Source organism: Sphingopyxis sp. (assembly GCF_019459305.1).
Classification (GTDB): domain Bacteria; phylum Pseudomonadota; class Alphaproteobacteria; order Sphingomonadales; family Sphingomonadaceae; genus Sphingopyxis.
On sequence record NZ_JAIBES010000140.1, the window covers coordinates 1 to 21841 of the forward strand.

The 21841-nt window shown below is 59.9% G+C and carries 20 protein-coding genes and 1 pseudogene; 15 read left to right on the forward strand and 6 right to left on the reverse strand.

All coding sequences use genetic code 11. From position 1 onward, the window contains the following. Positions 1-95: 95 nt before the first annotated feature. Complete coding sequence (locus K0M74_RS17310; protein ID WP_366932702.1) at positions 96-779, reverse strand: transposase; 684 nt, start codon at positions 777-779, stop codon at positions 96-98. Positions 780-1099: 320 nt separating this feature from the next. On the opposite strand from K0M74_RS17310, the gene K0M74_RS17315 reads away from it, so the two are divergent. Next, positions 1100-2209 (forward strand): Fic family protein, encoded by a 1110-nt coding sequence (locus tag K0M74_RS17315; protein ID WP_293975384.1) that lies wholly within the window; start codon positions 1100-1102, stop codon positions 2207-2209. Further along, positions 2206-2436, forward strand: coding sequence for a hypothetical protein (locus tag K0M74_RS17320; protein WP_293975386.1), 231 nt, complete (start codon positions 2206-2208; stop codon positions 2434-2436). The genes K0M74_RS17315 and K0M74_RS17320 overlap by 4 nt, the downstream gene beginning before the upstream one ends. A gap of 51 nt (positions 2437-2487) precedes the next feature. Here the strand turns inward: K0M74_RS17320 and K0M74_RS17325 are convergent, their stop codons facing one another. The 5 genes from K0M74_RS17325 to K0M74_RS17345 are packed head-to-tail and all read right to left on the reverse strand — an operon-like array spanning position 2488 to position 8560. Then, entirely contained in the window at positions 2488-4191 is a 1704-nt protein-coding gene (locus K0M74_RS17325; protein WP_293975388.1) for a class I adenylate-forming enzyme family protein, read from the reverse strand. 13 nt (positions 4192-4204) lie between these two features. Further along, positions 4205-5296, reverse strand: coding sequence for an acyl-CoA dehydrogenase family protein (locus tag K0M74_RS17330; protein ID WP_293975390.1), 1092 nt, complete (start codon positions 5294-5296; stop codon positions 4205-4207). Positions 5297-5319: 23 nt separating this feature from the next. Continuing rightward, positions 5320-6516: an acyl-CoA dehydrogenase family protein gene (locus tag K0M74_RS17335; protein WP_293975392.1), complete on the reverse strand. Its 1197-nt coding sequence runs from the start codon at positions 6514-6516 to the stop codon at positions 5320-5322. 56 nt (positions 6517-6572) lie between these two features. Next, positions 6573-7688, reverse strand: coding sequence for a hypothetical protein (locus K0M74_RS17340; RefSeq protein ID WP_293975394.1), 1116 nt, complete (start codon positions 7686-7688; stop codon positions 6573-6575). A gap of 11 nt (positions 7689-7699) precedes the next feature. Further along, entirely contained in the window at positions 7700-8560 is an 861-nt protein-coding gene (locus K0M74_RS17345; RefSeq protein ID WP_293975396.1) for a phytanoyl-CoA dioxygenase family protein, read from the reverse strand. A gap of 201 nt (positions 8561-8761) precedes the next feature. On the opposite strand from K0M74_RS17345, the gene K0M74_RS17350 reads away from it, so the two are divergent. The 13 genes and pseudogenes from K0M74_RS17350 (at position 8762) to K0M74_RS17410 (ending at position 21819) form a co-directional block, all read left to right on the forward strand. After that, positions 8762-11068: a TonB-dependent receptor gene (locus K0M74_RS17350; RefSeq protein WP_293975398.1), complete on the forward strand. Its 2307-nt coding sequence runs from the start codon at positions 8762-8764 to the stop codon at positions 11066-11068. Positions 11069-11077: 9 nt separating this feature from the next. Next, on the forward strand, positions 11078-11899 hold the full coding sequence (locus K0M74_RS17355; protein WP_293975400.1) for an FCD domain-containing protein: 822 nt from the start codon (positions 11078-11080) through the stop codon (positions 11897-11899). A 16-nt stretch (positions 11900-11915) separates the two neighbouring features. After that, positions 11916-13256, forward strand: a complete 1341-nt coding sequence (locus tag K0M74_RS17360) for an MFS transporter (RefSeq protein ID WP_293975402.1) — start codon at positions 11916-11918, stop codon at positions 13254-13256. An 11-nt stretch (positions 13257-13267) separates the two neighbouring features. Continuing rightward, entirely contained in the window at positions 13268-14422 is a 1155-nt protein-coding gene (locus tag K0M74_RS17365) for an acyl-CoA dehydrogenase family protein (RefSeq protein WP_293975404.1), read from the forward strand. Position 14423: 1 nt separating this feature from the next. Continuing rightward, entirely contained in the window at positions 14424-15353 is a 930-nt protein-coding gene (locus K0M74_RS17370) for an acyl-CoA dehydrogenase family protein (RefSeq protein ID WP_293975406.1), read from the forward strand. Between the two features lie 65 nt (positions 15354-15418). Beyond that, complete coding sequence (locus K0M74_RS17375; RefSeq protein ID WP_293975448.1) at positions 15419-16150, forward strand: enoyl-CoA hydratase/isomerase family protein; 732 nt, start codon at positions 15419-15421, stop codon at positions 16148-16150. Between the two features lie 766 nt (positions 16151-16916). Beyond that, on the forward strand, positions 16917-17246 hold the full coding sequence (locus tag K0M74_RS17380; protein ID WP_293975408.1) for an acyl-CoA dehydrogenase family protein: 330 nt from the start codon (positions 16917-16919) through the stop codon (positions 17244-17246). Positions 17247-17365: 119 nt separating this feature from the next. Further along, positions 17366-17617: pseudogene (locus K0M74_RS19925) on the forward strand (acyl-CoA dehydrogenase family protein); the annotation flags it as partial. Between the two features lie 154 nt (positions 17618-17771). Further along, positions 17772-17909: a hypothetical protein gene (locus tag K0M74_RS17390; RefSeq protein ID WP_293975412.1), complete on the forward strand. Its 138-nt coding sequence runs from the start codon at positions 17772-17774 to the stop codon at positions 17907-17909. Positions 17910-18081: 172 nt separating this feature from the next. Beyond that, positions 18082-18546, forward strand: a complete 465-nt coding sequence (locus K0M74_RS17395) for a mobile mystery protein A (protein WP_293975414.1) — start codon at positions 18082-18084, stop codon at positions 18544-18546. Further along, entirely contained in the window at positions 18543-19133 is a 591-nt protein-coding gene (locus K0M74_RS17400; protein WP_293975416.1) for a mobile mystery protein B, read from the forward strand. Before K0M74_RS17395 ends, K0M74_RS17400 begins: the two co-directional genes overlap by 4 nt. 415 nt (positions 19134-19548) lie before the next feature. After that, the gene (locus K0M74_RS17405; protein ID WP_293975418.1) at positions 19549-20160 is read left to right on the forward strand and encodes a TetR/AcrR family transcriptional regulator; all 612 of its coding nucleotides are present in this window, start codon (positions 19549-19551) and stop codon (positions 20158-20160) included. A 387-nt stretch (positions 20161-20547) separates the two neighbouring features. Continuing rightward, positions 20548-21819 carry an efflux RND transporter periplasmic adaptor subunit gene (locus K0M74_RS17410; RefSeq protein ID WP_293975420.1) on the forward strand — a complete coding sequence of 424 codons (1272 nt, stop codon included), beginning with the start codon at positions 20548-20550 and terminating at the stop codon, positions 21817-21819. Positions 21820-21841: the final 22 nt, after the last annotated feature.

The following is a 21841-nucleotide window of genomic DNA, read 5'->3' on the forward strand; positions in this document are numbered from 1 at the left end:
ACCTTTCCGTGCAAAATTGTGCTATGGCCCTTGTGCGCGGGCGACTCCGTGGCGAAGAACGGAACTCCGGCTGCAAGGTCCGTCAGGCCGCCTTTTCACAGCCCTGCCGGTTTGGAGCGTCCGCGCACCTTTTCTTTTGGAAGGGTCTCCCACTGGGCGACGAACTGTTCGTACGCCTGCTCGGCGCGGCGGGCGACTTCCATTTCCTGATCGCGCAGAACCTTGATGTTGTACGCGTAAGCCGGGCCAGGCTTGTTCCCCTTCGCCTGCGGTCTGCCAGCCTTGAATTCCATGGTCCTGCGCTTGTTCGCGATGAGCGCGGGTCGCGCCCAGCGATAGTCAGCGTCTTTGGTGAGCAGGTGCCAGCACAGGACCGTCAGCTTGCGCGCGAGGGCGACCGCCGCGATCTGATGGCCGCGCTTTGCTCGGATTCTGACGAAGAAAGCGTGCAGCGGCCCCGGCGTCTTGGCGGCAGCCCAAGCCGCTTCAACCAACATCGCCCGCGCATGGCTTCGACCGACCTTGCTGATGCGTCCGTGATGCGCCGGTACCAGGCCGGACTGACGAACCCGCGGATTAAGCCCGAAATAGCTCACCAACTTTTGCGGGCTGGAAAAGCGGCCGATGTCGCCAATCGCAGCAATGATTCCCGCTGCTACCGTCAGGTTGATGTCCGTTATCGTCAGCAGGCGGGCAATTCTCGGAAAAATCCCACAAAAGATACATATTTCAACGTGATTGTGGAACAGCGTCAGAATGGAACCCCACTCTGTCGGAATCTATAACTTTGATTTTTAACCCTAAATTGGCGCATGAAAAGGGTTCCGATAGGCGCCGTTCGAGGCCCCGACCAAACACGGTTTGTTGCGCCAATTCAAGAGGATGGATCGTAGAATGGGAGGGGCCAGCTCCAACGCCGATCCACAATGCTCGAAGAACAAAGTGGGCAACCTGTATCGTTCTGCCAAGGGTTCGAGCGGTATAAGCCCTAGTTTCCAACGCGGAGAAAAGCCGCTCTAATCTCCGCATAGGATGCGGAGATTAACCCTTCCTTATGCGGAGATTATGCGATACAATCTCCGCATGAGGTGCGGAGATTATGACTTACATCTATGAGCTGAAAGACTGGCCAAATTTCCAATGGCGCGATGAAGCCCTTGCCCAGAAGCTGGGCGAGGTCCGTCATCGTCAGGGCCGTCTTTTGGGCCGCATGGAAGCGCTCGGTTTCCCGCTTCAAGAAGAAGCGGTCCTGCATACACTCACCGAAGACGTTCTGAAATCATCCGAGATTGAGGGTGAGCAACTCGACAAGGATCAGGTGCGTTCATCGATCGCGCGTCGTCTCGGCCTCGACATTGCGGGCTTAGTTCCCTCTGACCGCAACGTCGAAGGCGTTGTGGAAATGATGCTTGACGCAACGCAGCGTTTTCAAGAACCTCTCACCGACGAACGCCTGTTCGGATGGCATGCGGCTCTGTTTCCAACCGGGCGAAGCGGCATGAACAAGATCACCGTTGGCGGTTGGCGCGACGATTCTACAGGGCCGATGCAAGTCGTTTCCGGCCCGTATGGTCGTGAACGCGTTCACTATGAAGCGCCGCCCGCCAAAGCGCTCAAGCGTGAAATGAACGCCTTTCTAAAATGGTTTGAAGCCGATCAGGGCATCGATCCCGTTTTGAAGGCGGCAATCGCGCATCTCTGGTTTGTCACCATCCACCCGCTCGATGATGGCAATGGCCGCACAGCGCGCGCCATCGCTGACATGGCGCTGGCGCGGTCCGAAGGAAGCAATCGACGCTTCTATTCCATGTCGGCGCAAATTCGCAGGGAGCGAGCGGCCTACTACCGAATGCTGGAGACGACGCAGAAAGGGACGCTGGATATCACGTCCTGGCTATCGTGGTTCCTCGACTGTTTGGATCGGGCGTTCGACGGCGCCGACGATATCCTCGCATCGGTTATGCAGAAGGCGCGCTTCTGGGAACACCAAGCGGGAACCGCATTGAACGATCGCCAGCGCGACATGCTCAACCGCCTGCTAAACGGCTTTGAAGGCAAGCTCACCAGCTCCAAATGGGCGAAGATCGCCAAGACATCGCAAGACACCGCGGCGCGCGACATCGCCGATTTGGTCGCTAAAGGTATCTTGGTTCGCGATGAGGCCGGGGGGCGCAGCACATCTTATTCACTTGCGCAGATCGAAGCATGACGGACTGGCTGGATGTTCTAAACCCGCGTGAGTGGGCGACGGTCACTTGGATCGCGATTGCGCTATTCGCCGGCATCCGCTTTGCCGGATTCGGCGGCGGAATGATCCGCATCGTCAAAGCCCCGCTCCAGCCCAAGCTGATTGCGGTGTTCGGCACTGCGACCGCCTACAGCGCGCTCTGCGTTTGGGGGCTTTCTGAACTTGGCTGGTGGATGTTGCCAATTTGAAATCCACGATCATCTGGACGTTCACGTTCGCGTTCCCAAATACCGCCAAAATTACAGCCGCCCTTCGTTGAAGAGTTTTGCCACCTCGACGCGCCGAATCTTGTCGCTGGGCGTGCGAGGCAGATCGTCGCGATCAACAAAGCGAAAGATTTTTGGGATTTTGAACGCCGAGAGCAGCGGTCGCAGCCGTTGTTTGATCGATGGTTCATCGATGTCAGAGGATCGGTCTTTAACGATTGCTGCGGCGACGATTTGCCCGGCTTTTGCGTCCGAGACCGGAAAAACGGCGGATTCGATGATTCCCTCAATAGATCGCAGCGCGAATTCGACCTCTTCGGGCGATACATTGGCGCCCGATGTCTTAATCATTCCGCCGAGGCGATGGTGAAACCAGATCCTGCATTCGCCATCCATCGTGCATTCGTCGCCCGTGGGATAGAAGCCGTCGACAGTAAATGTTTCGTTTCGAAGCCTCTTGTAGAAGCGATCCATTACCCAGATGCCGCGAACCTGCAGCTCGCCCGGTGTGCCGTTCGCGCAGATCGCACCCGTGTCGGGATCCACGATGCGAAACTCCATACCCTCAAGCGGTGGACCCATCGTTCCGTCAAGTCCGTCAGGAAGCTCGCCAGCATACCAATAGCCACTGTGCGGGCCGATCGTTTCGGTCATCCCGATGGCGGCGGCATAACGCGATGCAGGCTTGCCTTCGGCTTGACAAAAAAACGGCCACTGCGAGGTATTCTGGATGCGAAGGCTAGCGAAATCGTCAGGACGGAAATCGGGTAGCTGAGTGATCGATCCAAGCAGTCCGGGCGTTCCACCGATCTGAGTGATGTTATGGCGCCGGACAGCGTCGAGCGTCGCACGCGGACTGTGATCATCCTCCAGGATGATTGATGCGCCAGCGTCGAGCGCGACGGTCATCCCGATCCACCCGCCAATCCAGAAAAAGGGATTGGAAATCAGCATCCGGTCATCGGGCCCAGTGCCGAGCGGAATGATCGTCTTCATCCGTGCCAGCCGGTCGATCTTGTCGACCAGCGCCGCGTGAATATGGATCACCGCCTTGGGATTTGCTGTGCTTCCTGACGTGTACATTAGGAGCGCATCGTCGCTTGGTGCCACAGTGGTTTCGACCGCCGCCAGCATCGCGTCACCAAAATCGACTGCGCCTGCCGCAAGCGCCGCGAGGTCGCCGTCGCTCCAATCAGGTGCCGCGCCGTTGAAGAAAATACGCCGCAGATAAGGGCAATCCGGATCGAGGATAGGTGAACCGTTTTGCCGTTTGACGAGCGCCGGAAATGCTTCGACGAGCTTTGCGACATAATCGTGGCCAAGGTAAGTGTTAGCAGTCAGAAGCACCGCGCAATCGGCATGTTGAACAGCGTAGCGAAGTTCGCCGGGCGACGCGAACGTGCTGAGCGCAACCGCAATCCCCCCGATTCGCGACACGGCAAGCCACGCCGCGATCCATTCGGCGCCGTTCGGCAGCATGATTCCGACGCGCGCGCCCTTGCCGAGTCCAAGTGCTAGCAAACCGCGCGCGAGCGCCGCCGATTGCGCGTCGAGATCGCTATAATGTGTCTCGCGAGCATCAGTGATCACCGCGATGCGATCCCCGTGCCGATCGGCGACGCCGCGCCACCATTGCGTGAGCGACGTGGGAGGAAGCGGATCAAAGCTGACGGGGCGCTCGATCGGCTGCAGGGGAATCGTGTAATCCTGTGCAGCGATGGACGCTTGTCGGTTCATGACATTTCTCCGCTCACGCCAGCCGGGCGATCATTTCCAGATGAGCGCGCCTATCGCCGTACAAATTCTCCCACAGTTTGGCGCGCCGCGTAAACAGTTGCAGATCATAATCCTCCATGAAACCGATCCCGGCGTGGACTTCGTGCGAGGCAAAGGTCATTGCGCCAGCCGCGCGACAGGCCTCGGCCTTCGCCAGGGAGGCGCGGAGCAGGAAATCCTCTTCGCCTTCGCGGCTGGCGGCATGCAATGCGAACAGCGACGTATGCCTATAGTGTAATGCGATGTCGGTGCAGAGATATTGTATGGCTTGATATTTTCCGATCGGCACGCCGAACTGCGACCGCTCTTTGGCATAATTAACAGTAAATTCGAGAATGCGTTCGCCTGCCCCCGCTACTTCGGCGGCAAGCAGGATCGCGGCGCGCGCGATCACTTCATTGAATTCGGCCGTTATGTCTCTGCCGCCGCCGATCCTAGCCAACTCTCCAACGAGAAGATCGACGTCGACGCGGTATAGCGGCGTGCGCGCGATGTTCGGGAGCGACGTGATCGTCACGCCAGGCTGTGTCGCCTCAACGAGAAACAGCGCCAGCCGTCCACCGTCCCTTGCCGCCACCAGAAGGTGAGAGGCTTGGCCTGCGAAACGAACGTACATTTTTCTGCCCCGAAGGCGTCCGCCGTCGATAGTCAGGTGGACGTCGTCGGCGCAGTGACCGCCGTTCTCTTCGAACAGCGCAGGTGCGACGACCGTGTCGCCCGCGGCGATGGCCGCTAGCGTCGCGTGATCCGCGTCGCGGCCGGCCGCTGCGATCAGCCCCCCCGCGACCACCACTGATTCCAGATGCGGCACATCGACGAGTTGGCGGCCCATTTCCAGATAAAAGGCGTAGAAATCGCTGAGCGAGCAGGCGAAGCCGCCGCACGCCTCGGGCAATCCCATACCGAGCCAGCCGAGGTCGGCCATTTCGCGCCAGATTGCCTCGGAAAAATCACCCTTCGTTGTACGCTCGCGCAATTTAGTGAGCGGCAGTTTGGCACCGAAAAATTCGCGCGCGCTGTCGCGCAGCATCGTCTGGGTGTCGTTGAATGAAAGATCGATCGCCATGCCCTGTTTCCTGTCAATCGCGCTCAACGCGGCAGCCCGAGACCGCGCGTGGCCATCGTCATCCGCTTGAGCTGGGCCGTGCCACCCGCATGATTGCCGAAAGAGGCGCGGAAATAATGTTCAAAGTGCCCGTTGCACAGGGCGTCGGGCCCTTCAGCGACCATCGCTTGCGGGCCGAGAATATCCATGTAGGTCTGGCAGAAATCCGGCCAGAATTCCTTGAACCAGCCGAGATTCATGATTGGAGATACGGGGTTTGACGCATGCCAGTCGAGTTGGGTCGACTGCGCATAGTTTTCTTTCGCGTGCAGCTTCAGCAGTTCGACGCCAGAATACAGCTCGGCCAGCTGAAGCCGCACTACCGGGTCCTGATCCAGCGGCGCGCCGTGACGTTGTGTTTCTGCGCAATAGCCGCGGAGCAACTTTAGCTGGCGCTCGATGCGCATCTGCCAGATGTCGGGCGGCGTCCCCGCCACCAGCTTTTCGCCGCCTTGCCCAAACCAGATTTCGGTCCATGCCTGTCCTTCGGTGCCCAGCAAAGCGTCCGCTGGGAGGCGAACATTGTCGAAAAAAGTCTGGTTCTGCTGTCCGTCGGCCATGTTTTCCAGCGGCAGCAAGGTTACGCCGGGCAGGTCGAGCGAGAGGATGAAGCAGCTGATACCCGCATGTCGCTGCACCCCGACCTCGGTGCGCGCGAGAACCATCATCCACTGGCACATGTGTGCCGCAGTGCCGAGTGTCTTCTGGCCGTTGAGTATCCAGCCGTCGCCATCGCGGCGGGCGGTGGTCGTCAGAGCCGCCAGGTCGGAGCCGGCTCCGGGCTCCGAATAGCCTTCTCCCCACAGAGTGGTGCACTCGGCAATGCCTTTGAGATGCTGTTTTTTCTGCTCGGGTGTGCCGTGGCGCAGCAACGCGGTAGCGACCGCCAGACCGATGACCGGATAATTTGGCGCCGCGTAAGTGCAGAATTCTTCCTGCAAAATATAGCGCTCGATCGCCGATCTTCCCTGACCGTAATAAGCTGCCGGCCAAGTAAGCGCGGTCCATCCCTTGCGTCCGACGGCCTGCCAGAAGTCGATACACTTGGCCCAGCGCTCGGGCGATTCATCATAGTCGTAGTCAAAGTAGAATCCACCGGGGATTGTCTCCTCAAGAAACTGGCGCGCCTCGTTGCGCCAGCCCCGCAGTTCTGCGGTATCGTCGGGAACGAAATCTACCATGTTAGCACCTTGAATAAGTTAGGGGGGAGGTTGGGAGAGGGCACGTGCGACATCGGTTAGCGACCCCGGTGATCGGGTGCGAGGGTCGGCTCGCGCGGATGGGGATAGGGGTGGATGACCTCCGGTTCGTGCTGTGCATCATCGAGTGAGAAAATGAGTTCGTCGAGCGCGGCCTTGACCCGATCTTCCAGGGCATAGTCGAACACATCGGAGCCTCCTGCGACTGTGTCGGGGTCGAGGCGCGCGGCGTGCCATTTCAGCGACCGGGCGAGGGCGTCTGCCGGACGCATCTGGTCGTGGAAGCCGAGCAACGCGCGCGCCTTGGAAATATCGACCATGCCGTGCTGGCTCGCCGTTCCGCCCAGCGGCAACAGATGGGCAGCCGCCCAGTTGAGCTGCGGTGGCAACGCAATGATCCGCATGTCGCTTTCGATCAGCGCCAGCGCGAGTTCGACCCAGCCTGCAAGCGTATATTGTTGCTCGTCGGCGACGTTAAAGGCGTGACCCTGCGCGACTGGACTATCGAGCGCTTCGAGCACGCACCAGGCGGCATTCTCGGCACTGCAGCGCGTAATGACGCCGAGTCCGGCATCGGGTAGAAGCACGAAGCGTCGATCGTCGCGTGCGCGATGCAGCAGCGAAGCCTCCAGTCCACCGATCGACCGTGGTCCGTATATCTGCGGATAGCGAATGACCGCCGCCGAATAGCTACCGCGGGCATGTGCATCGAAGACCGCATCTTCGGCCTCGATCATTTTTGCTGCAAACTTTGCCGCCATTGAATTGCGCATCTGCGCGGGGTCGACACGCGGCCCCTCTTCACGCTGAAGCAGCGGCATGCCGCGCGGATGTTCGGCATCGGGATCGAGATAACCAGGGTAGATCGGGATGCCGCCGAGAGCGACGAGCCGGTCGCAACGACCCTCAAAAAGTGGCGCGAGTTGGGCAACACGGCCGTAACCCAACACGACCGCGTCGAAGCATTCGGTGCCAAGCGCGTCGGAGACCGATGTGCCAAAGTGGGGATCGGCGTGGATGTGGCGGAACGACGCGATGTCTGGGGCTTCGTGAACGCCGCGATGCAATATCGTGAGGTCGTACCCACGCTCGTGCAGCCCGAGCGCAATCGGTACGCCCGTAGCGCCGCTCCCTCCGATCAGCAAAGCTTTCATTTACGAAATCCTTAGGCCGCCCGCCCATGCATCATGTCGTGACGGTCACGAGCACCGAGCCTTTGTTCAGGGACGGGCCGCAGCTGGTGGAAGAAGCCCTTGTCGGCTGCATGCCACAGCGGTTCTCCGGCTTCGATGACCTCCTCCAGTCCGGGGAACGTAGGTGCATGGCCTTCAGGGCGCGGACAGAAGCGCGCTTCGGGGCCAAATACGTTGAGCGTAACCGTCCGCCGCTGCTGTCCATTCACCATTGGCGCGCCGCCGTGCAGTAACTGGGGGTGAATGAAGAGGACGTCGCCGGGGTCAGTTTCGAAAGAGACGATTTCCCAATCGCCGCGATCCGCCTCGATATCAGGAACCGGGGGGTTGCCGACGTCGAAGAAACCCTCGGTCGGCTTTTTGGGATTGACCGGATTGTACATCGGACCGCGATGGCTACGCGGCACGACCTCCAGCGCCATGTTGGCGGGCAGAGGATCAAGGCTGATCCATGCGCCGGTGACCTGATCGGTATAGTCCATCACATAATATGGAATATCCTGATGCCATCCCGTCCGGACTGCCTCGCCTTCCTTAAAGAAAATCTGGTCATAATAAAGCCACACCCGGTCTGCTTCCATGAGCTCGGCCATCGCGTCGACGATTGGCGAGTCATAAAGCACGTCCTGCATTTCTTGGATCACCGAGAAGTTGCTGTTGTCAGTAAAGAAACGACCGCCCTTGCGCTGATATTCCCCTGCCCACGGGCTCGGGTTGTCCAGATTTTTCTGAAAGGCCGTCTCTAGCAGACGGAGCCAGTTTGCGGTCAGGAGCTTGGGCGCAAACATGTATCCCTGCGCGCGATATGTTTCGATCTGGTCGCTGCTGAACATCGTCGGCTCCTCTCGCTCGCCTCACTGCTCGGGGCGACTCACTTATTATCACATCAACATGTCACAAACGTCAATAGGCACCTTATTACGACAATAAATGACGTTCTTGGGGGTTGAATGCGAAATTGTTGACTGCATATCTTTAATCGGGCACCTATATAGGGAATGGCGCGAATCACGTGACGCTATGGGAGAGGGATCATGACTACACGCAGGTATAAGGCTGCCCTTGTCTTAACTGGCTCGCTGCTGTCGTTCGGCTTTGCGGCGGGCGCTTTGGCACAAGACGCCCCTCCGGTCGGTTCCATCCCGGCACCGGACGCTCAAACCGAAACTGAAGAATCTCGCGACAGGACATCGGTTTTTGGCGAAATACTGGTAACCGCGCAGCGCCGAGAAGAGCGGCTTCAGGATGTGCCGGTTGCCATCACGGCGTTCAGCGGCGACATGATCGACAAGCTGGGTTTCGACAATGTTCTCGACGTCGCGACTCAGACACCGGGTTTCCAGGTCGGCGGACTCGGCGGGTCGAACAACTCGATCACACCTTGGCTGAATATTCGCGGCATCCAGTTCACCGACACGACCTTTGTAAATGAATCGTCGGTCGGCCTTTATGTCGACGAAGTCTATATACCGTTTCCCGGTGCCGGGGTGCAGCAGTTGTTCGACGTCGAACGGATCGAGGTCCTGAAGGGCCCGCAGGGATCGCTGTTCGGACGCAATTCGTCGACCGGCCTCGTTCAGTTCGTGACGCGCAAACCGACCGACGAATTTGAGGGTCATGCGAGCTTGACCGTCGGCCAATATGGCAAGATCGGCGGCGAAGCCGCGATCAACTTGCCCGCGGGCGAAGGGATACGCATTCGCCTGGCCGGCCAATATGCACATAATGACGGCTATCGGAAGAACCCCGAAACCGGAATAGATACGTTTGGCAAAGTCGACGCCTACGGGCTGCGCGGCACCGCGGCAATCGACCTGATGTCAAATCTGGAATTGACAGTTAGCGGGCATTACGCGCGAGGCGACAACATCTTTCCTGGTCGCGACCTGCGCGGCACCCGTGTACCCGGCAATACCGGCGTACGCTGTGCTGATCCGCGCGACGTATTCAACGGGCTGTGCTCGACACGAAACAATTTCATCAACGACAGTGACAACCCCCGCATCACTTATTCGGTGTTGGACAATCCGGTCACCTATCGCAGCTATGGCGGTTACGCGAAGTTGGAACTGGTACTGGATGACGTCACGATTACCTCATTGACTGGCGCCGAAAACTGGAAGAGCTTTTTCCAGCAGGACACTGGCTTTGGCGCCCAAAGCTTCAACAATGTCACCTCCGACTTTCTCAACCGCACGCATTCCTTCAGCCAGGAACTGCGTGCGAACGGCAAGCGTGGCGACGTCAGCTGGGTACTTGGTGCCTATTACTATCGCGACAATCGCTACAACCAGGGCAATGTCTTCGACTGGTATGCCGCGACGACACCCGGTGTGATCCCTTCCTCGGCGACGCAAGGTCGCGAAGGTCGGGTCAAAAGCAAGTCGGTCGCTGTATTCGCGCATGTCGAGGCCGAAATCATCGACAGGGTCACGCTGCTCGTCGGCGGCCGATATACCAGCGAGTCGCGCGATTTGGTGCGGATGCGCTTCTATAACGGATGCCGCGTCGGCGGCACTTGCCCACTGGCGATCGATGGGTCGAATACCGCCGACTTCAAGAATTTCTCGGGCGACCTTACGCTACGCTGGAAGCCATCGGACGACGTCATGACCTATGTCAAATATGCGCGCGGCTTTAAATCCGGTGGATGGAACCCCTCTGCGCCGACGCTGTTCGCTGCGGGCCCAGCCGATCCGGAAATCGTCGACGAGTTCGAATTTGGGTTGAAGGCCGATCTGATCGATCGGCGCCTGCGCACCAATTTGGCGCTCTTCACCTATAATTTTGATGGTCTGCAATCGACCCTATCGCAAATCGTCAACGGCGTCGCGATCAACAATTTCGTCAACGCAGGCAGCGCGAAAATCAAGGGCGCCGAACTCGAAGCGGTGATCACCCCGTTTGACAATTTTGAACTGAGCCTCGGCGGCGCATATCTCGATACCGAAATAACCCGCGTTGCGACCGGCGGTCTGGGCATTCTGCCCGGCAATCGCCTTCCCAATGCACCGAAATGGACTGCGAATGGTGTCGCACGCTATGGCATCGAACTTGGTTCGCTCGGACGACTGACATTGCAGGGCGAATTTACCCACAAGAGCAGTGTCTTTTTCACCGTCGACAACGATCCCTACCGGACGATGACGCCGTACATGCTGTATAATGCGCGATTGATTTTCGATTCCGCGGACGATGTCTATTCGGCGCAGTTGTCGATCGAGAATATCGCCAACAAGCGCTACGCGACTGGTGCCTTCCAGACCGCCGGGTTTGATTCCATGTATTTTGAGCCGGGACTGCCGCGTTGGGTCTCGTTCAAGGTATCGGCCAAGTTTTGAAGGTGTTTGATGCTGCAATCGGATAGCCTATCTTTCGCTCTTCAGGATGACGAAGAGGAAGAGATGAAAGAAGTTCCAGAAGCGCAGCGCGTGGAAACGGCGGTCGAGCGGGTCGCCAAAACGCTTCGTCAGCTTTCGATGGATGCCAGGCCGGGGGCATTCCTTGGTTCAGAACCTGAAATGATGGCGCAACTCGCATGTAGCCGGCCGACCTTCCGACAGGCGACGAAACTTGTCGTTCAGGAACAATTGCTCGATGCCCGCCGCGGAACGCGCGGCGGGTTGTACGCTGCGCGACCGAATGCCAGCGCAGTGGCGCGCGTGGCCTCGATTTACCTCAACACGCGCAATCTCTCGCAGACTGACTTGGTGCACGCGTTTCTGCCAAGCTCGTTGGAGGCCGCGCGGACAGCAGCTTTGTGCCGCGATCCGGACCTGCGCCGTCAGTTCGAGGGTTTTTGGAAACGCACGCAGGACCTGCCGGAATCGGTCAGCGATTTTTTTGCATTTGACCGTGAGTTTACGCGGTTGATGTTTGCAATGTCTGGCAACCCGGTGCTCGAACTTATCTCGGAGATCATCTACGACTTCTCGCAGTCGTTCCTTCCCTACGGGATGTTTTGGCGCCACCGCGATCGCGCGCGCGAATATGCGCTGCACCGCCGCGACCTCGCAAAGGCGATCCTCGATGGCGATTCCGAAATCGCCCTGGTTCATTCGCGGCGTTGTCAGCGACTGATCGTTCAGTGGGCCGACGAAGATGCCGGGATCGACCCGCGCAACGAGCCCCATCCCGACGACGTATTTCAGGCGGACGAAGGCATCATTTGATGGAGCGACCGGCGCCATGATTGCAACCGAACAACGCGGCGTCGGAAAACTCGGTTGGATCACGTTGGCGATCCTGTCCTTTGCTTATGCAGTGGCGATGATCGACCGTATTATCCTTACGCTGCTGGTCGAACCGATCAAACGCGATCTCCAGATCAATGATACCCAGTTCGGCCTGTTGCAGGGGTTCGCATTTGCCGCGTTCTACGCCATCGCTGGCCTGCCGCTCGCGCGAATTGCCGACAACAGATCGCGCAAGCGGCTTATTGCATGGGGGATCGCGGTATGGAGCTTGATGACTGGGCTATGCGCGCTGGCCTGGTCCTATTGGCAGTTGGTTTTGTGCCGGATCGGCGTGGGAGTCGGCGAAGCGGCGCTGACGCCGGCCGCAATCTCGATGCTGTCGGACCTGTTTCCCCGGAGCAAGCGGACGCGCGCGATTGCAATCTACGCGTCGGGCGGTACGATTGGATCGGGGCTCGCCTATGTCGTCGGCGGCGCAATCTTGCAATATTTCCCCAGCGAATCGACGCTCGTGTTGCCGATTATCGGTGACATACGGGGATGGCAGCTCATCTTCCTGATCTTGGGTTTCCCCGGGCTGCTGCTCGCAGCAGTCGTCGCGCTGGTGTTGCGCGAACCGGTGCGTCTGAACCCGAAGACGACTGTAAAAACCAAGATCTCCGCCGACCTGATCCCGTTCCTTAGCGTAAATCGCGGCCTTGTTGGCTGCATGCTGGGGGGCTTCTCCCTCCTCTATGTCGTCACTTACGGCTATCTCGCATGGACTCCGGCGCTGTTCATTCGCACCCATCAGGTCGACACGGCAACCGTGGGGCTGCTACTTGGCGCCGCCAATATGATTGCGGGGGTCAGCGGCAACATCCTCGGCGGCTGGACATGCGATCGCTGGATCTCGCGCGGTTCACGGGACGCGGAAATTCGCATCGGGCTCGTGTCGGCGGCCATCCTGCTGCCACTGTGCATCGCGGTGCCCCTGGTCTCTGATGTCCAGATCGCGCTGGGACTGCTTGCTACGCTGATTTTCGTGTCGCATTTCTGGACCTCGTCGGCGACGGCTTCGATCCAGGCGGTCACCCCGCCACACCTTCGCGGTCAGCTGACGTCTATCTACATCTTGTGCACCAATCTGGTCGGCTTCGGTCTCGGGCCGGTGGTGGTCGGCGCGGTGACCGATCACGTGTTTGGCACGCCCGAGGCGGTCGGCCTTTCGATGGTCGTCGTCGCTGGCGGGGTGATACCCTTCGTGCTCGTGCTTCTCTTCATTCTCCGCCGGAAATTCGAAGCAGCCATGCGCCTCGCCGAACCTGCGCCCTTTTCCCCCAACGCCGAATAGGAACCAACCCCATGGATTTTGCCTGGAGAAGCTCTGACGACGCGTTCCGCCAGCGGTTACGCGACTTCCTCGAGGGTGCCCTGCCGGCGCGGTGGCATGCTGATTATGCCTTGAAAGGGCCGGGATCGCACAAGATGATGCAGTTCGCGAAAAGTTTCGTGCCCAAAATGGCCGATGCCGGCCTTTTGACGCGTCATTGGCCGAAAGCTTTCGGCGGTGAAGAGAGTTCTCCTTGGGAACATATCATTTTGTCCGAGGAACTCTATTCGTGCGGCGAACCGCGCAGCTCTGCCTATATGGCTACGAATTTTATCGGCCCCGCGATTATGCGTTTCGGTACGCCCGAACAGAAAGAGCATCATCTTGGCGCCATCGCCCGCGGCGATGTTTTCTGGTGTCAGGGCTTTTCAGAGCCCTCCGCTGGCTCCGACCTTGCGTCGCTCCGAACCATGGCAACCCCGGTAAATGGAGGCTATCTGATCAACGGGTCGAAGATTTGGACGTCATATGCCCATTCGGCTGATTATTGTTTTCTGCTCGCGCGTGTGGAAGGCGAAGCAGGTCACGCGGCGGGAATCACGGTCTTTATGCTCGACATGAAAACCGAAGGCATCCTCGTCCGACCAATTTCGTCGATTGCCGGTGAGGGCGACCTGCACGAGGTCTTTTTTACTGATGTCTTCGCGCCGCATAGCGCTCGGCTTGGCGAAGAGGGGCGTGGCTGGCAGATCGTACGCACTGCACTGCACGGCGAGCGTGTCGGAGCGGCGCGCTATGAGTTTGCCAACCGTGCGCTTGCAAGGGCAATCGAGGTCCTGCGCGAACGCGATATGCTCCGCGATCCGCTCATCGCGCGCCGCGTTCTCGACGCGCAGGCGACGGTCGAGGCGACGCGCCTGCTCGTGTACAAGGTTATCGACATGCGGGTAAAAGACGTGCCGCCAACCGCGGAGACTAGCATCGCGCGACATTTGATGATGCAGTCTGACCGCATCGTCGGTGCGCTCGTCCTCGACTATCTGCCCGATGCGGCAACTAGAGATGGTGATCCATTCCTTTTCATGATGATTGAGCATTCGCGTACAGCCGGCATTGCGGCGGGCGCCTCGGAGATCCAGTTAAACCTCATCTCGCGAGACATGCTCAACCTGCCCCGGGAGAAATAAGTTGGATTTTGATCTCAACAGCGACCAGGCTGCGCTGATGGATGCCGTCGGCCAGCTGGTTAAGGCGTTCGACGACCCCTCAGTGGCGCTCAACGCCTTTTACGCAGGCGACGCGCGACTTGACCGCGAACTTATTGCCTCGGGTTTTCTGTCAGTCGCGCTCGAACCCGATTACGGCCCGCTCTGTGCCGCACTTGTAGTCGAGGAACTGGCGCGCCTCCCCGTAGCCGTAGAATGCATGGCGGCAGCGCTGCCTGCTCCGATGGCGCTGGGCAAAAGGATCGAGGGACCCGTCGCCATCGTCGATGATGCTCGCCGACCTGCGCGTTTTCTGCATGGCGCGGCTCACGCCTTTGTTCGCCAGGGTCGCGATTGGTTGCTATTTGATATCGCCGATCGCGAAACCTTGCCCGTCGACAGCTTCCTTGCCTTTCCAATGGCGAAATTTGTCGATCCGGCATCGCTGGCAGATGGGCAGAGGCTCTCCGCTGCCCAAGCAGCAGAATTCAACCGCTGGCGCCAGATCGGATTGTGTGCCGAAGCCTCTGGAGCCATGCAGGCGGCGATCGATTTTACAGTCGGTTATGTCACCGAGCGGCGTCAGTTCGGGCGGCCGCTGGGCGCTTTTCAGGCAATCCAGCACCGACTATCCGAACGAACGGTGCAAGCACATGGATCGCGCTGGCTGATGCGGCATGCGGCGTGGAACCGGACTTCGCGCGACGCAGCGATTGCAGCTTCCTTCACACTTCGCGCCATCCCCGATGTTGTCCATGATTGCCACCAGTTCAACGGCGCACTCGGCGTAACAACCGAACATCCGCTTCACCTGTGGACCTATCGCCTTGTGCGCCTGCAGGGCGAGTTGACGGCCGCGCTCGCCGATGCCGGCGGCCCCGAACAGCTTTGGTCGGAAGAGCAAGCGGCATGACCGGGGACGACAAATTCGACGGTCATGCCCGGATCGACGTCGAGGACAGGATCATCACCGTCACGATGACGCGGCCGGACAAGCTCAACGCAATCAGCCCGGCGATTACCGCCGCCTTCTGGGAGGCGACGCGGCGACTTGCCGATGATGACAGTCTGGGCTGCATGATCATCGCCGCTACCGGCCGCTACTTCACCGCGGGTATCGATCTCAAGGCGAGCGCGAAGCAGCGAACGGACGAGAGTGACGCCATGAGTAGCCGGCCGGGCTGGCAATATCGCCGGGCCTATCGCGAGCATCACCTGCTTTACGACGAATTCGAAAATCTCGAGAAACCGATTGTTCTTGCGGCACAGGGGACCTGCTTGGGGGCAGGCCTGGAGATGGCGATGTCGTGCGATTTCCGCTTCTGCACGCCCACCGCCGAATGGGCGGTGCCCGAGATCCGGCTGGGGGTGTTACCCGGCAGCGGCGGGGCGAGCCGCCTTGCAAGGATTGTCGGTCCGGCATGGGCGAAGTATCTCGCGATGGCTGGCCGTCAGATTGACGCCGAAAAAGCGCTGCGGATCGGCCTGATTCATGATATTTTTCCAGCGGAAACCTTTGCGGAAGACGTCCGCACCTTCTGTTTGGATCTTTGCGAACTACCGGCGGAAGCTGTCGGGATGACCAAGACCGCGATCGACATCGCAGCCGATATCGCCGACCGATCGATTCAACGCCAAGTCGACAGACTTGTGAACACGATTCTGGTCCATTCGGACGAGCACAAAGAGGCCTTGAACCGTTATCGCTAGTTAGGGATCGAGCGTGGGCATTTGCGAAGAGGATTGTTGACTGTTGGTGTTCCGCCAGGTTCCAACTGATTTACGGAGCGCTGGCGTCTGAGAGTGCTCGCCAGACCCCGCCTTGGACCACGCGGGTCTAGAGTTTTTCGCTTTACTCACATCCGGTAGGCTGGTTGCGCCGGCTGAGTTTGCCAGCCGTATCGGGGGAATATTCCCGATCGCGCTCTGCGGTCGTACTGCGCTGTGCAGATTACACCGATCCACTCTAGCTTCGATAGCGCGATACCTGCAAAGCCGACCATCTCGCTCTCGACCACGCCCAGCGCGGTGCCCGCTTCGACGCCGGCGTCGACTGCGTCGCCCTCGACGTCGAAAACCCCCGCTGCAAGGAAATTGCCACACAAGACGACATGGCGCGTTCCCCTGAAACTTCGGACGCGATAGGCCCGCCTAGCGGGGGTGCCGGCCAAAAATCAGATAGAGAGGGCGCCGCGATGCGGTTGAGCACCTCGGCAGCAGTCAAATTATCAATTCGCCGCACTGGATGAACGCACTATCGAATTTCGCAATTTATCCCAAATAAGAGTTCTGCAGCTCACGAAAATTGGGCGCTGAAGGGCGGTAAATACGCGAGGAAATCCTATAAAATATAAGTTTTTCAATCATCTAGAAATTTTGTAATCAACCTGCCGCCCCAGACAGCCGGTGTTTATGATCACATTTCAGCAACTTACATCGAAATTATTTTCGATAACTGACAGTCGAATTGACAGTCGTGGACGTTCGCTTGAGCGCGATCCGGCATGTCGAGAAGAGCGGCGTCTCGATTGCTTTCACCGCGACCGAAAAACAGGGCGGCTCGGACATTCGCCGCAACATGACCAAGGCGAAGCCCGTGGGGCGGCCGGGGCCCGGCCGCGAATATATCCTGACCGGCCATAAATGGTTCTGCTCGGCGGCGGGGGCGGACATCATCTTCGTCATCGCCCAGACCGAGAAGGGACCCGGTTGTTTCCTCGTGCCGCGCCGGCTCCCCGACGGGACGCGCAACCCGATCTCGATCGAGCGGCTCAAGGACAAGCTTGGCAACAAGTCGAACGCCTAGACCGAGCTCGAATTCGAGAGCACGCACGGCTGGCTCGTGGGCGAGGAAGGGCGGGGCATTCCGGTCGTGATAGAATGCTCCACACCCGCTTCGACGTCTCGCTCGTGCCCGAGGGCATCATGCGCCTCGGCCTCGCCCATGCGACGCACCATGTCCGCAACCGATCGGCCTTCCAGAGGCGCCTCATCGACCAACCGCCGACGCGCAACGTGCTTTCCGATCTCACGCTTGAAAGCGAGGCGGCGACCGCGATGGTATTCCGCATCGCGCGCGCTTTCGATGCGTCGCGCGGCGATGAGGGTGAGCGGGTCTTCGGCCGGCTCGCGGTCGCGCTCTCCAAATACTGGCTGAACAGGTGGGTCGGACCCTTCATCCACGAGGCAATGGAAGTCCATGGCGGCGCCGGAAGCACCAAAACGGCGCGGACGGCCGCCCAAAAACGGAGGCGCCATGCCCCAAACAACCTGAAAACCCACCACCGCAAAAGTGGGGAATTTTACTTTGACATAAGTGGGGAATTTTGCAGTGTCATTGACACCAGCCGCCGTCGCCGATGCCTTTTGTGCAACCCGGCTAGGTGGCGCCGGGGGCGCGGCGTTCGGCACGCTGCCAGTGGGCGCCGACCAGGACCGCATTCTCGAACGGAGCTTTCAGGCCGACTGAGACGTGCTGCCGAAAACGGCCGTAGTGCATTTCTAGGCACCCCGCACGCTGCCACCAAGATCTGCTCACCTATCTATAAGCAATATCCAAATCTTTGCTCATACTTGAGAGTTGGTTCATTATTGATGCGCTCATATATATATGTTATATTTCTCCAGAAATGGACATATATATGAGCGACAGACAAGCCCAACTCGCCCGGAAAAGCCTCGATAAAAAACTGAACCCGCTCCGCGATGAACGGATCGTCACGCCGCCACGCGGCTGGACGAAAGCGATTCGGGAATCGCTCGGCATGACCACGCGCCAGCTCGCCGCGCGGATGAACGTGGCTCCCAGCCGTGTGAGCGCGATCGAGAAGGCTGAAACCACCGGTGCCATCACGATGAAGACCCTTCGGGATACCGCAGCCGCCCTCGACTGCCAGCTGGTCTATGCCTTCGTACCAACCAAGCCGCTCGACGAGCTTCTCCACGATCAGGCGGCCCGCAAGGTTCGCAACGAGCTGGCGCATCTCAATCATACGATGCGCCTCGAAAATCAGGCGGTGACGCCAGACGATCTCAACGATGAAGAGCGACGGCTGATCGGCGTATATCTGACGACGCTCAATCGTCGCTTGTGGGACATGGAATGAGCGATCCTCTTTTCGAAGGGGGTGACGACGCGAACACACCGCTCGAAGCGGAAGAACGCGAACAGCTCATTCCGTCCTATATCACGACCCGCGCCGAACTGAATGAAGCCGAACTCGCAAACATTGCCGACGCGGTTCGCTGGCTAGGCTCGCGCAAGCGCGACATTCTTGATCGAGACTTTCTGAACACGCTGCACAAGCGCATGTTCGGCGAAGTCTGGAAGTGGGCCGGCAGGAACCGAACGACACCGCGGAACATCGGGATCGATGCCTATCGCATCGCGGTCGAACTGCATCAGGTGATCGACGACGCCAAATATTGGGTCGAGCACGCCACGTTCCCGCCCGACGAAATCGCGGTGCGGTTCAGCCACCGCGTTGTGGCTATTCATCCCTATCCGAACGGCAACGGGCGTTTCTCGCGCCTGATAGCTGATTTGCTCGCTATTCAGCTCGGCCAACCACGCTTCACATGGGGCCGGGTCAATCTGGTCGATCCGTCCGCGACGCGAAAGGAGTATATTGCTGCGCTCAAATCCGCCGATGCCGGCCATTACGACCATATCATCACCTTTTCACGCGCCTAATCGCGCGCGCTCTGGTAACGACGCGCCCGCGGGAAATCGCCGCGGCCCCATGGGGACGCACGTTAGGCTCTGTGATATCCGACCAAGGCGGCTCCAAAGCTTTCAAGTGATCCCACATATCGCGCGACGGCTCAGCGAAACGCTCGGCCAGGATTCGAGACACAAATGCACGCCGGCTTTCCCGATCCACTTCGTTGATCCAACGCAGAGTAGAGTGTCCGTTACCTTGATTTTTACGCACAGAATTGGATCGCCTTCGAACGGCCATTCCCTGCGCTTCAATCCGACCGATTTCGTGTAGGTCGATCGAGAGAGCGTGATCAAGGCTCCCATTTCTCTTTGAAATATCCTATCAGTTCCAAGGCTGCGCGCCAATCTGGACATTCGTGATCACTTCACTTATATACCATCCGTTATGGAAATCGAAGCCGCCACCGTCGCGAAAGGCCGTCCGCGCGAGTTCTGCGTCGATGCGGCGCTGACGGCGGCGCTGCGCGTGTTCTGGTCGAAAGGCTATGAGGGCGCGTCGATGGCCGACCTTACCGAAGCGATGGGGATTACCAAACCCAGTCTTTACGCCGCGTTCGGCAACAAGGAGGCTTTGTTCAACAAGGCGCTCGACCTGTATGAGCGCGAAAAGACCGATTATATGCGCGCCGCGCTCGACGCGCCGACCGCACGCGGGGTGGCCGAGAGGCTGATGTACGGCGCGCTCGACATGTACAGCTGTCCCGAAAATCCCAACGGCTGCCTCGGGGTGATCAACTCGGTCGCCTGCGGCGCCGAGGCCGAATGCATTCGCCAGGCTGTGCTCGAGCGGGGTGCGACGGCGAAGTGCGCGATGCTCGAACGCTTTGCGCGCGCTACGGAAGAGGGCGACTTTCCGCCCGACACCGACGCCGAAGGCCTTGCGGCGTTCCTGATCGCGATGAACCAGGGCATGTCGGTGCAGGCTGGCGCTGGCGCGACGCGTGCCGAACTCGAACGGCTCGTCGAAACCAGCCTGAAGCTCTGGTCGGGGCGCTAGGAGAAAAATTTTACCAACCGGTACAGAATGGTCTTGACGCAGCGCATATAGAATTATATACCACTCAGTACATAAATAGTGGCTCTCCCCAGACCGGCCGCCGCACGGCAATGATCGTGCAGCGGCCGGAACCATCATCACCGACTATTTTTTCGGGAGCGGGTCCTGTCCCGGTCGGGCGTCCGTTGGCGTTCGTCCGCAAAACATAATGGGGAGCCGGCGCGCGCATTCGTCATGCGCGTGGCCGGAGGGGCGGTCGTCCTCTTCGCAGAGGGCCGTCCGGCAACGAGGATTTACGACATACCAACCCGGAGGCGTGCTTCCGGGGCTGCAAGCCCTGCGCCTCGTGCGCGGCGACCGATACGAACGAACAGAAGAGGGCACCTCATGACCGTCCACACTCCAATCGAAAAGCTCGATCCCGCCGACGCGAGGGTCCGCCGCGAACTCAAAACATTGCTCCACCCCGCGCGTCGCCGCCGCGCTGCATGGATCGGCGCGTTCCTTGCGCTCGTGGTCGGCGCCTGGTGGTTGCTCCGCGATGGTGCGCCGCCGGCTGCCGCAGCCCCTGCGCCCGTGCTTACCGTCGCCGCGCCGATCGCGCGCGACGTGACGTTGTGGGACGAATATATTGGCCGCTTCGAAGCGTCGAAGTCGGTCGAGGTGCGACCGCGCGTGTCTGGCGTGATCACCGCCATTCACTTTACCGACGGCCAGATCGTCCGCCAGGGCCAGCCACTGTTCACCATCGACCCGCGCCCGTATCGCGCTGCACTGGCCGAAGCGCGCGCTGCGGCCGCCCGCGCGCGCAGCGACCTGGCGCTCGCCCGGCTCGAACTCGACCGCGCCGGCCACCTTGTCGAAGTCGAAGCGGTGTCGCAGAGCGAGATCGATCGTCTCCGCGCCCGCGTCAACGCTGCCAATGCGGCGCTCGCCGGTGCCGACGCCCGCATTGCGGCACGCGCGCTCGATGTCGAATTCACCCTCGTCCGTGCGCCGCTGAGCGGCCGCATTTCGGACCGCCAGATCGACGCGGGCAACCTCGTGTCGGCGGGCGACGCCGCCGGCACGCTGCTGACCACGATCAACGCCCTCGACCCCGTCCATTTCAACTTTCAGGGATCCGAGGCGCTGTTCCTCAAGACCAAGCGCGCAGGCGACGAGAAGGGGGCGGCGGTCGAAGTCCGCCTACAGGACGAAAACGATTACCGCTGGAAGGGGCAGCTCGACTTTACCGACAATGGCCTCGACCCGCGCTCGGGCACGATCCGCGCCCGCGCCAGCTTCCGCAACCCTGAGATGTTCCTCACCCCTGGCATGTTCGGCAACATGCGCCTGTCGACGGGCCAGACCGCACGCGCGCTGCTCGTTCCCGCGGCTGCCGTGCAGACCGACCAAGCGCGGAAGATCGTCTATGTCGTGGGCGGGGACGGGATCGTCTCGGCGAAGCCGGTCGAGCTTGGCCCTGAAGTCGACGGCCTGCGCGTCATCCGCTCGGGCCTGACCCCAACCGACCGCGTCGTGATCAACGGCTACCAGTTCGCGCGGCCCGGCACCAAGGCGGTGACCAAGGCCGGCAAGGTCGCCGCTGTGGCACCCCCCAAGGGTGCGGCCGTCGCGGTCGAGCCGGTGTCGGCGCAAGCGACTTTTGCCAGATAAGTAAATTCGTCATCCCGGCGAA

What these genes read in the sequence shown, in the direction of transcription:
- K0M74_RS17410 (WP_293975420.1), top strand. Translation starts at nt 20,548, where the DNA reads ATGACCGTCCACACTCCAATCGAAAAGCTCGATCCCGCCGACGCGAGG.
- K0M74_RS17335 (WP_293975392.1), bottom strand. Translation starts at nt 6,516, where the DNA reads ATGGTAGATTTCGTTCCCGACGATACCGCAGAACTGCGGGGCTGGCGC.
- K0M74_RS17330 (WP_293975390.1), bottom strand. Translation starts at nt 5,296, where the DNA reads ATGGCGATCGATCTTTCATTCAACGACACCCAGACGATGCTGCGCGAC.
- K0M74_RS17360 (WP_293975402.1), top strand. Translation starts at nt 11,916, where the DNA reads ATGATTGCAACCGAACAACGCGGCGTCGGAAAACTCGGTTGGATCACG.
- K0M74_RS17375 (WP_293975448.1), top strand. Translation starts at nt 15,419, where the DNA reads ATGACGCGGCCGGACAAGCTCAACGCAATCAGCCCGGCGATTACCGCC.
- K0M74_RS17325 (WP_293975388.1), bottom strand. Translation starts at nt 4,191, where the DNA reads ATGAACCGACAAGCGTCCATCGCTGCACAGGATTACACGATTCCCCTG.
- K0M74_RS17365 (WP_293975404.1), top strand. Translation starts at nt 13,268, where the DNA reads ATGGATTTTGCCTGGAGAAGCTCTGACGACGCGTTCCGCCAGCGGTTA.
- K0M74_RS17320 (WP_293975386.1), top strand. Translation starts at nt 2,206, where the DNA reads ATGACGGACTGGCTGGATGTTCTAAACCCGCGTGAGTGGGCGACGGTC.
- K0M74_RS17355 (WP_293975400.1), top strand. Translation starts at nt 11,078, where the DNA reads ATGCTGCAATCGGATAGCCTATCTTTCGCTCTTCAGGATGACGAAGAG.
- K0M74_RS17345 (WP_293975396.1), bottom strand. Translation starts at nt 8,560, where the DNA reads ATGTTCAGCAGCGACCAGATCGAAACATATCGCGCGCAGGGATACATG.
- K0M74_RS17315 (WP_293975384.1), top strand. Translation starts at nt 1,100, where the DNA reads ATGACTTACATCTATGAGCTGAAAGACTGGCCAAATTTCCAATGGCGC.
- K0M74_RS17395 (WP_293975414.1), top strand. Translation starts at nt 18,082, where the DNA reads ATGAGCGACAGACAAGCCCAACTCGCCCGGAAAAGCCTCGATAAAAAA.
- K0M74_RS17350 (WP_293975398.1), top strand. Translation starts at nt 8,762, where the DNA reads ATGACTACACGCAGGTATAAGGCTGCCCTTGTCTTAACTGGCTCGCTG.
- K0M74_RS17405 (WP_293975418.1), top strand. Translation starts at nt 19,549, where the DNA reads ATGGAAATCGAAGCCGCCACCGTCGCGAAAGGCCGTCCGCGCGAGTTC.
- K0M74_RS17400 (WP_293975416.1), top strand. Translation starts at nt 18,543, where the DNA reads ATGAGCGATCCTCTTTTCGAAGGGGGTGACGACGCGAACACACCGCTC.
- K0M74_RS17340 (WP_293975394.1), bottom strand. Translation starts at nt 7,688, where the DNA reads ATGAAAGCTTTGCTGATCGGAGGGAGCGGCGCTACGGGCGTACCGATT.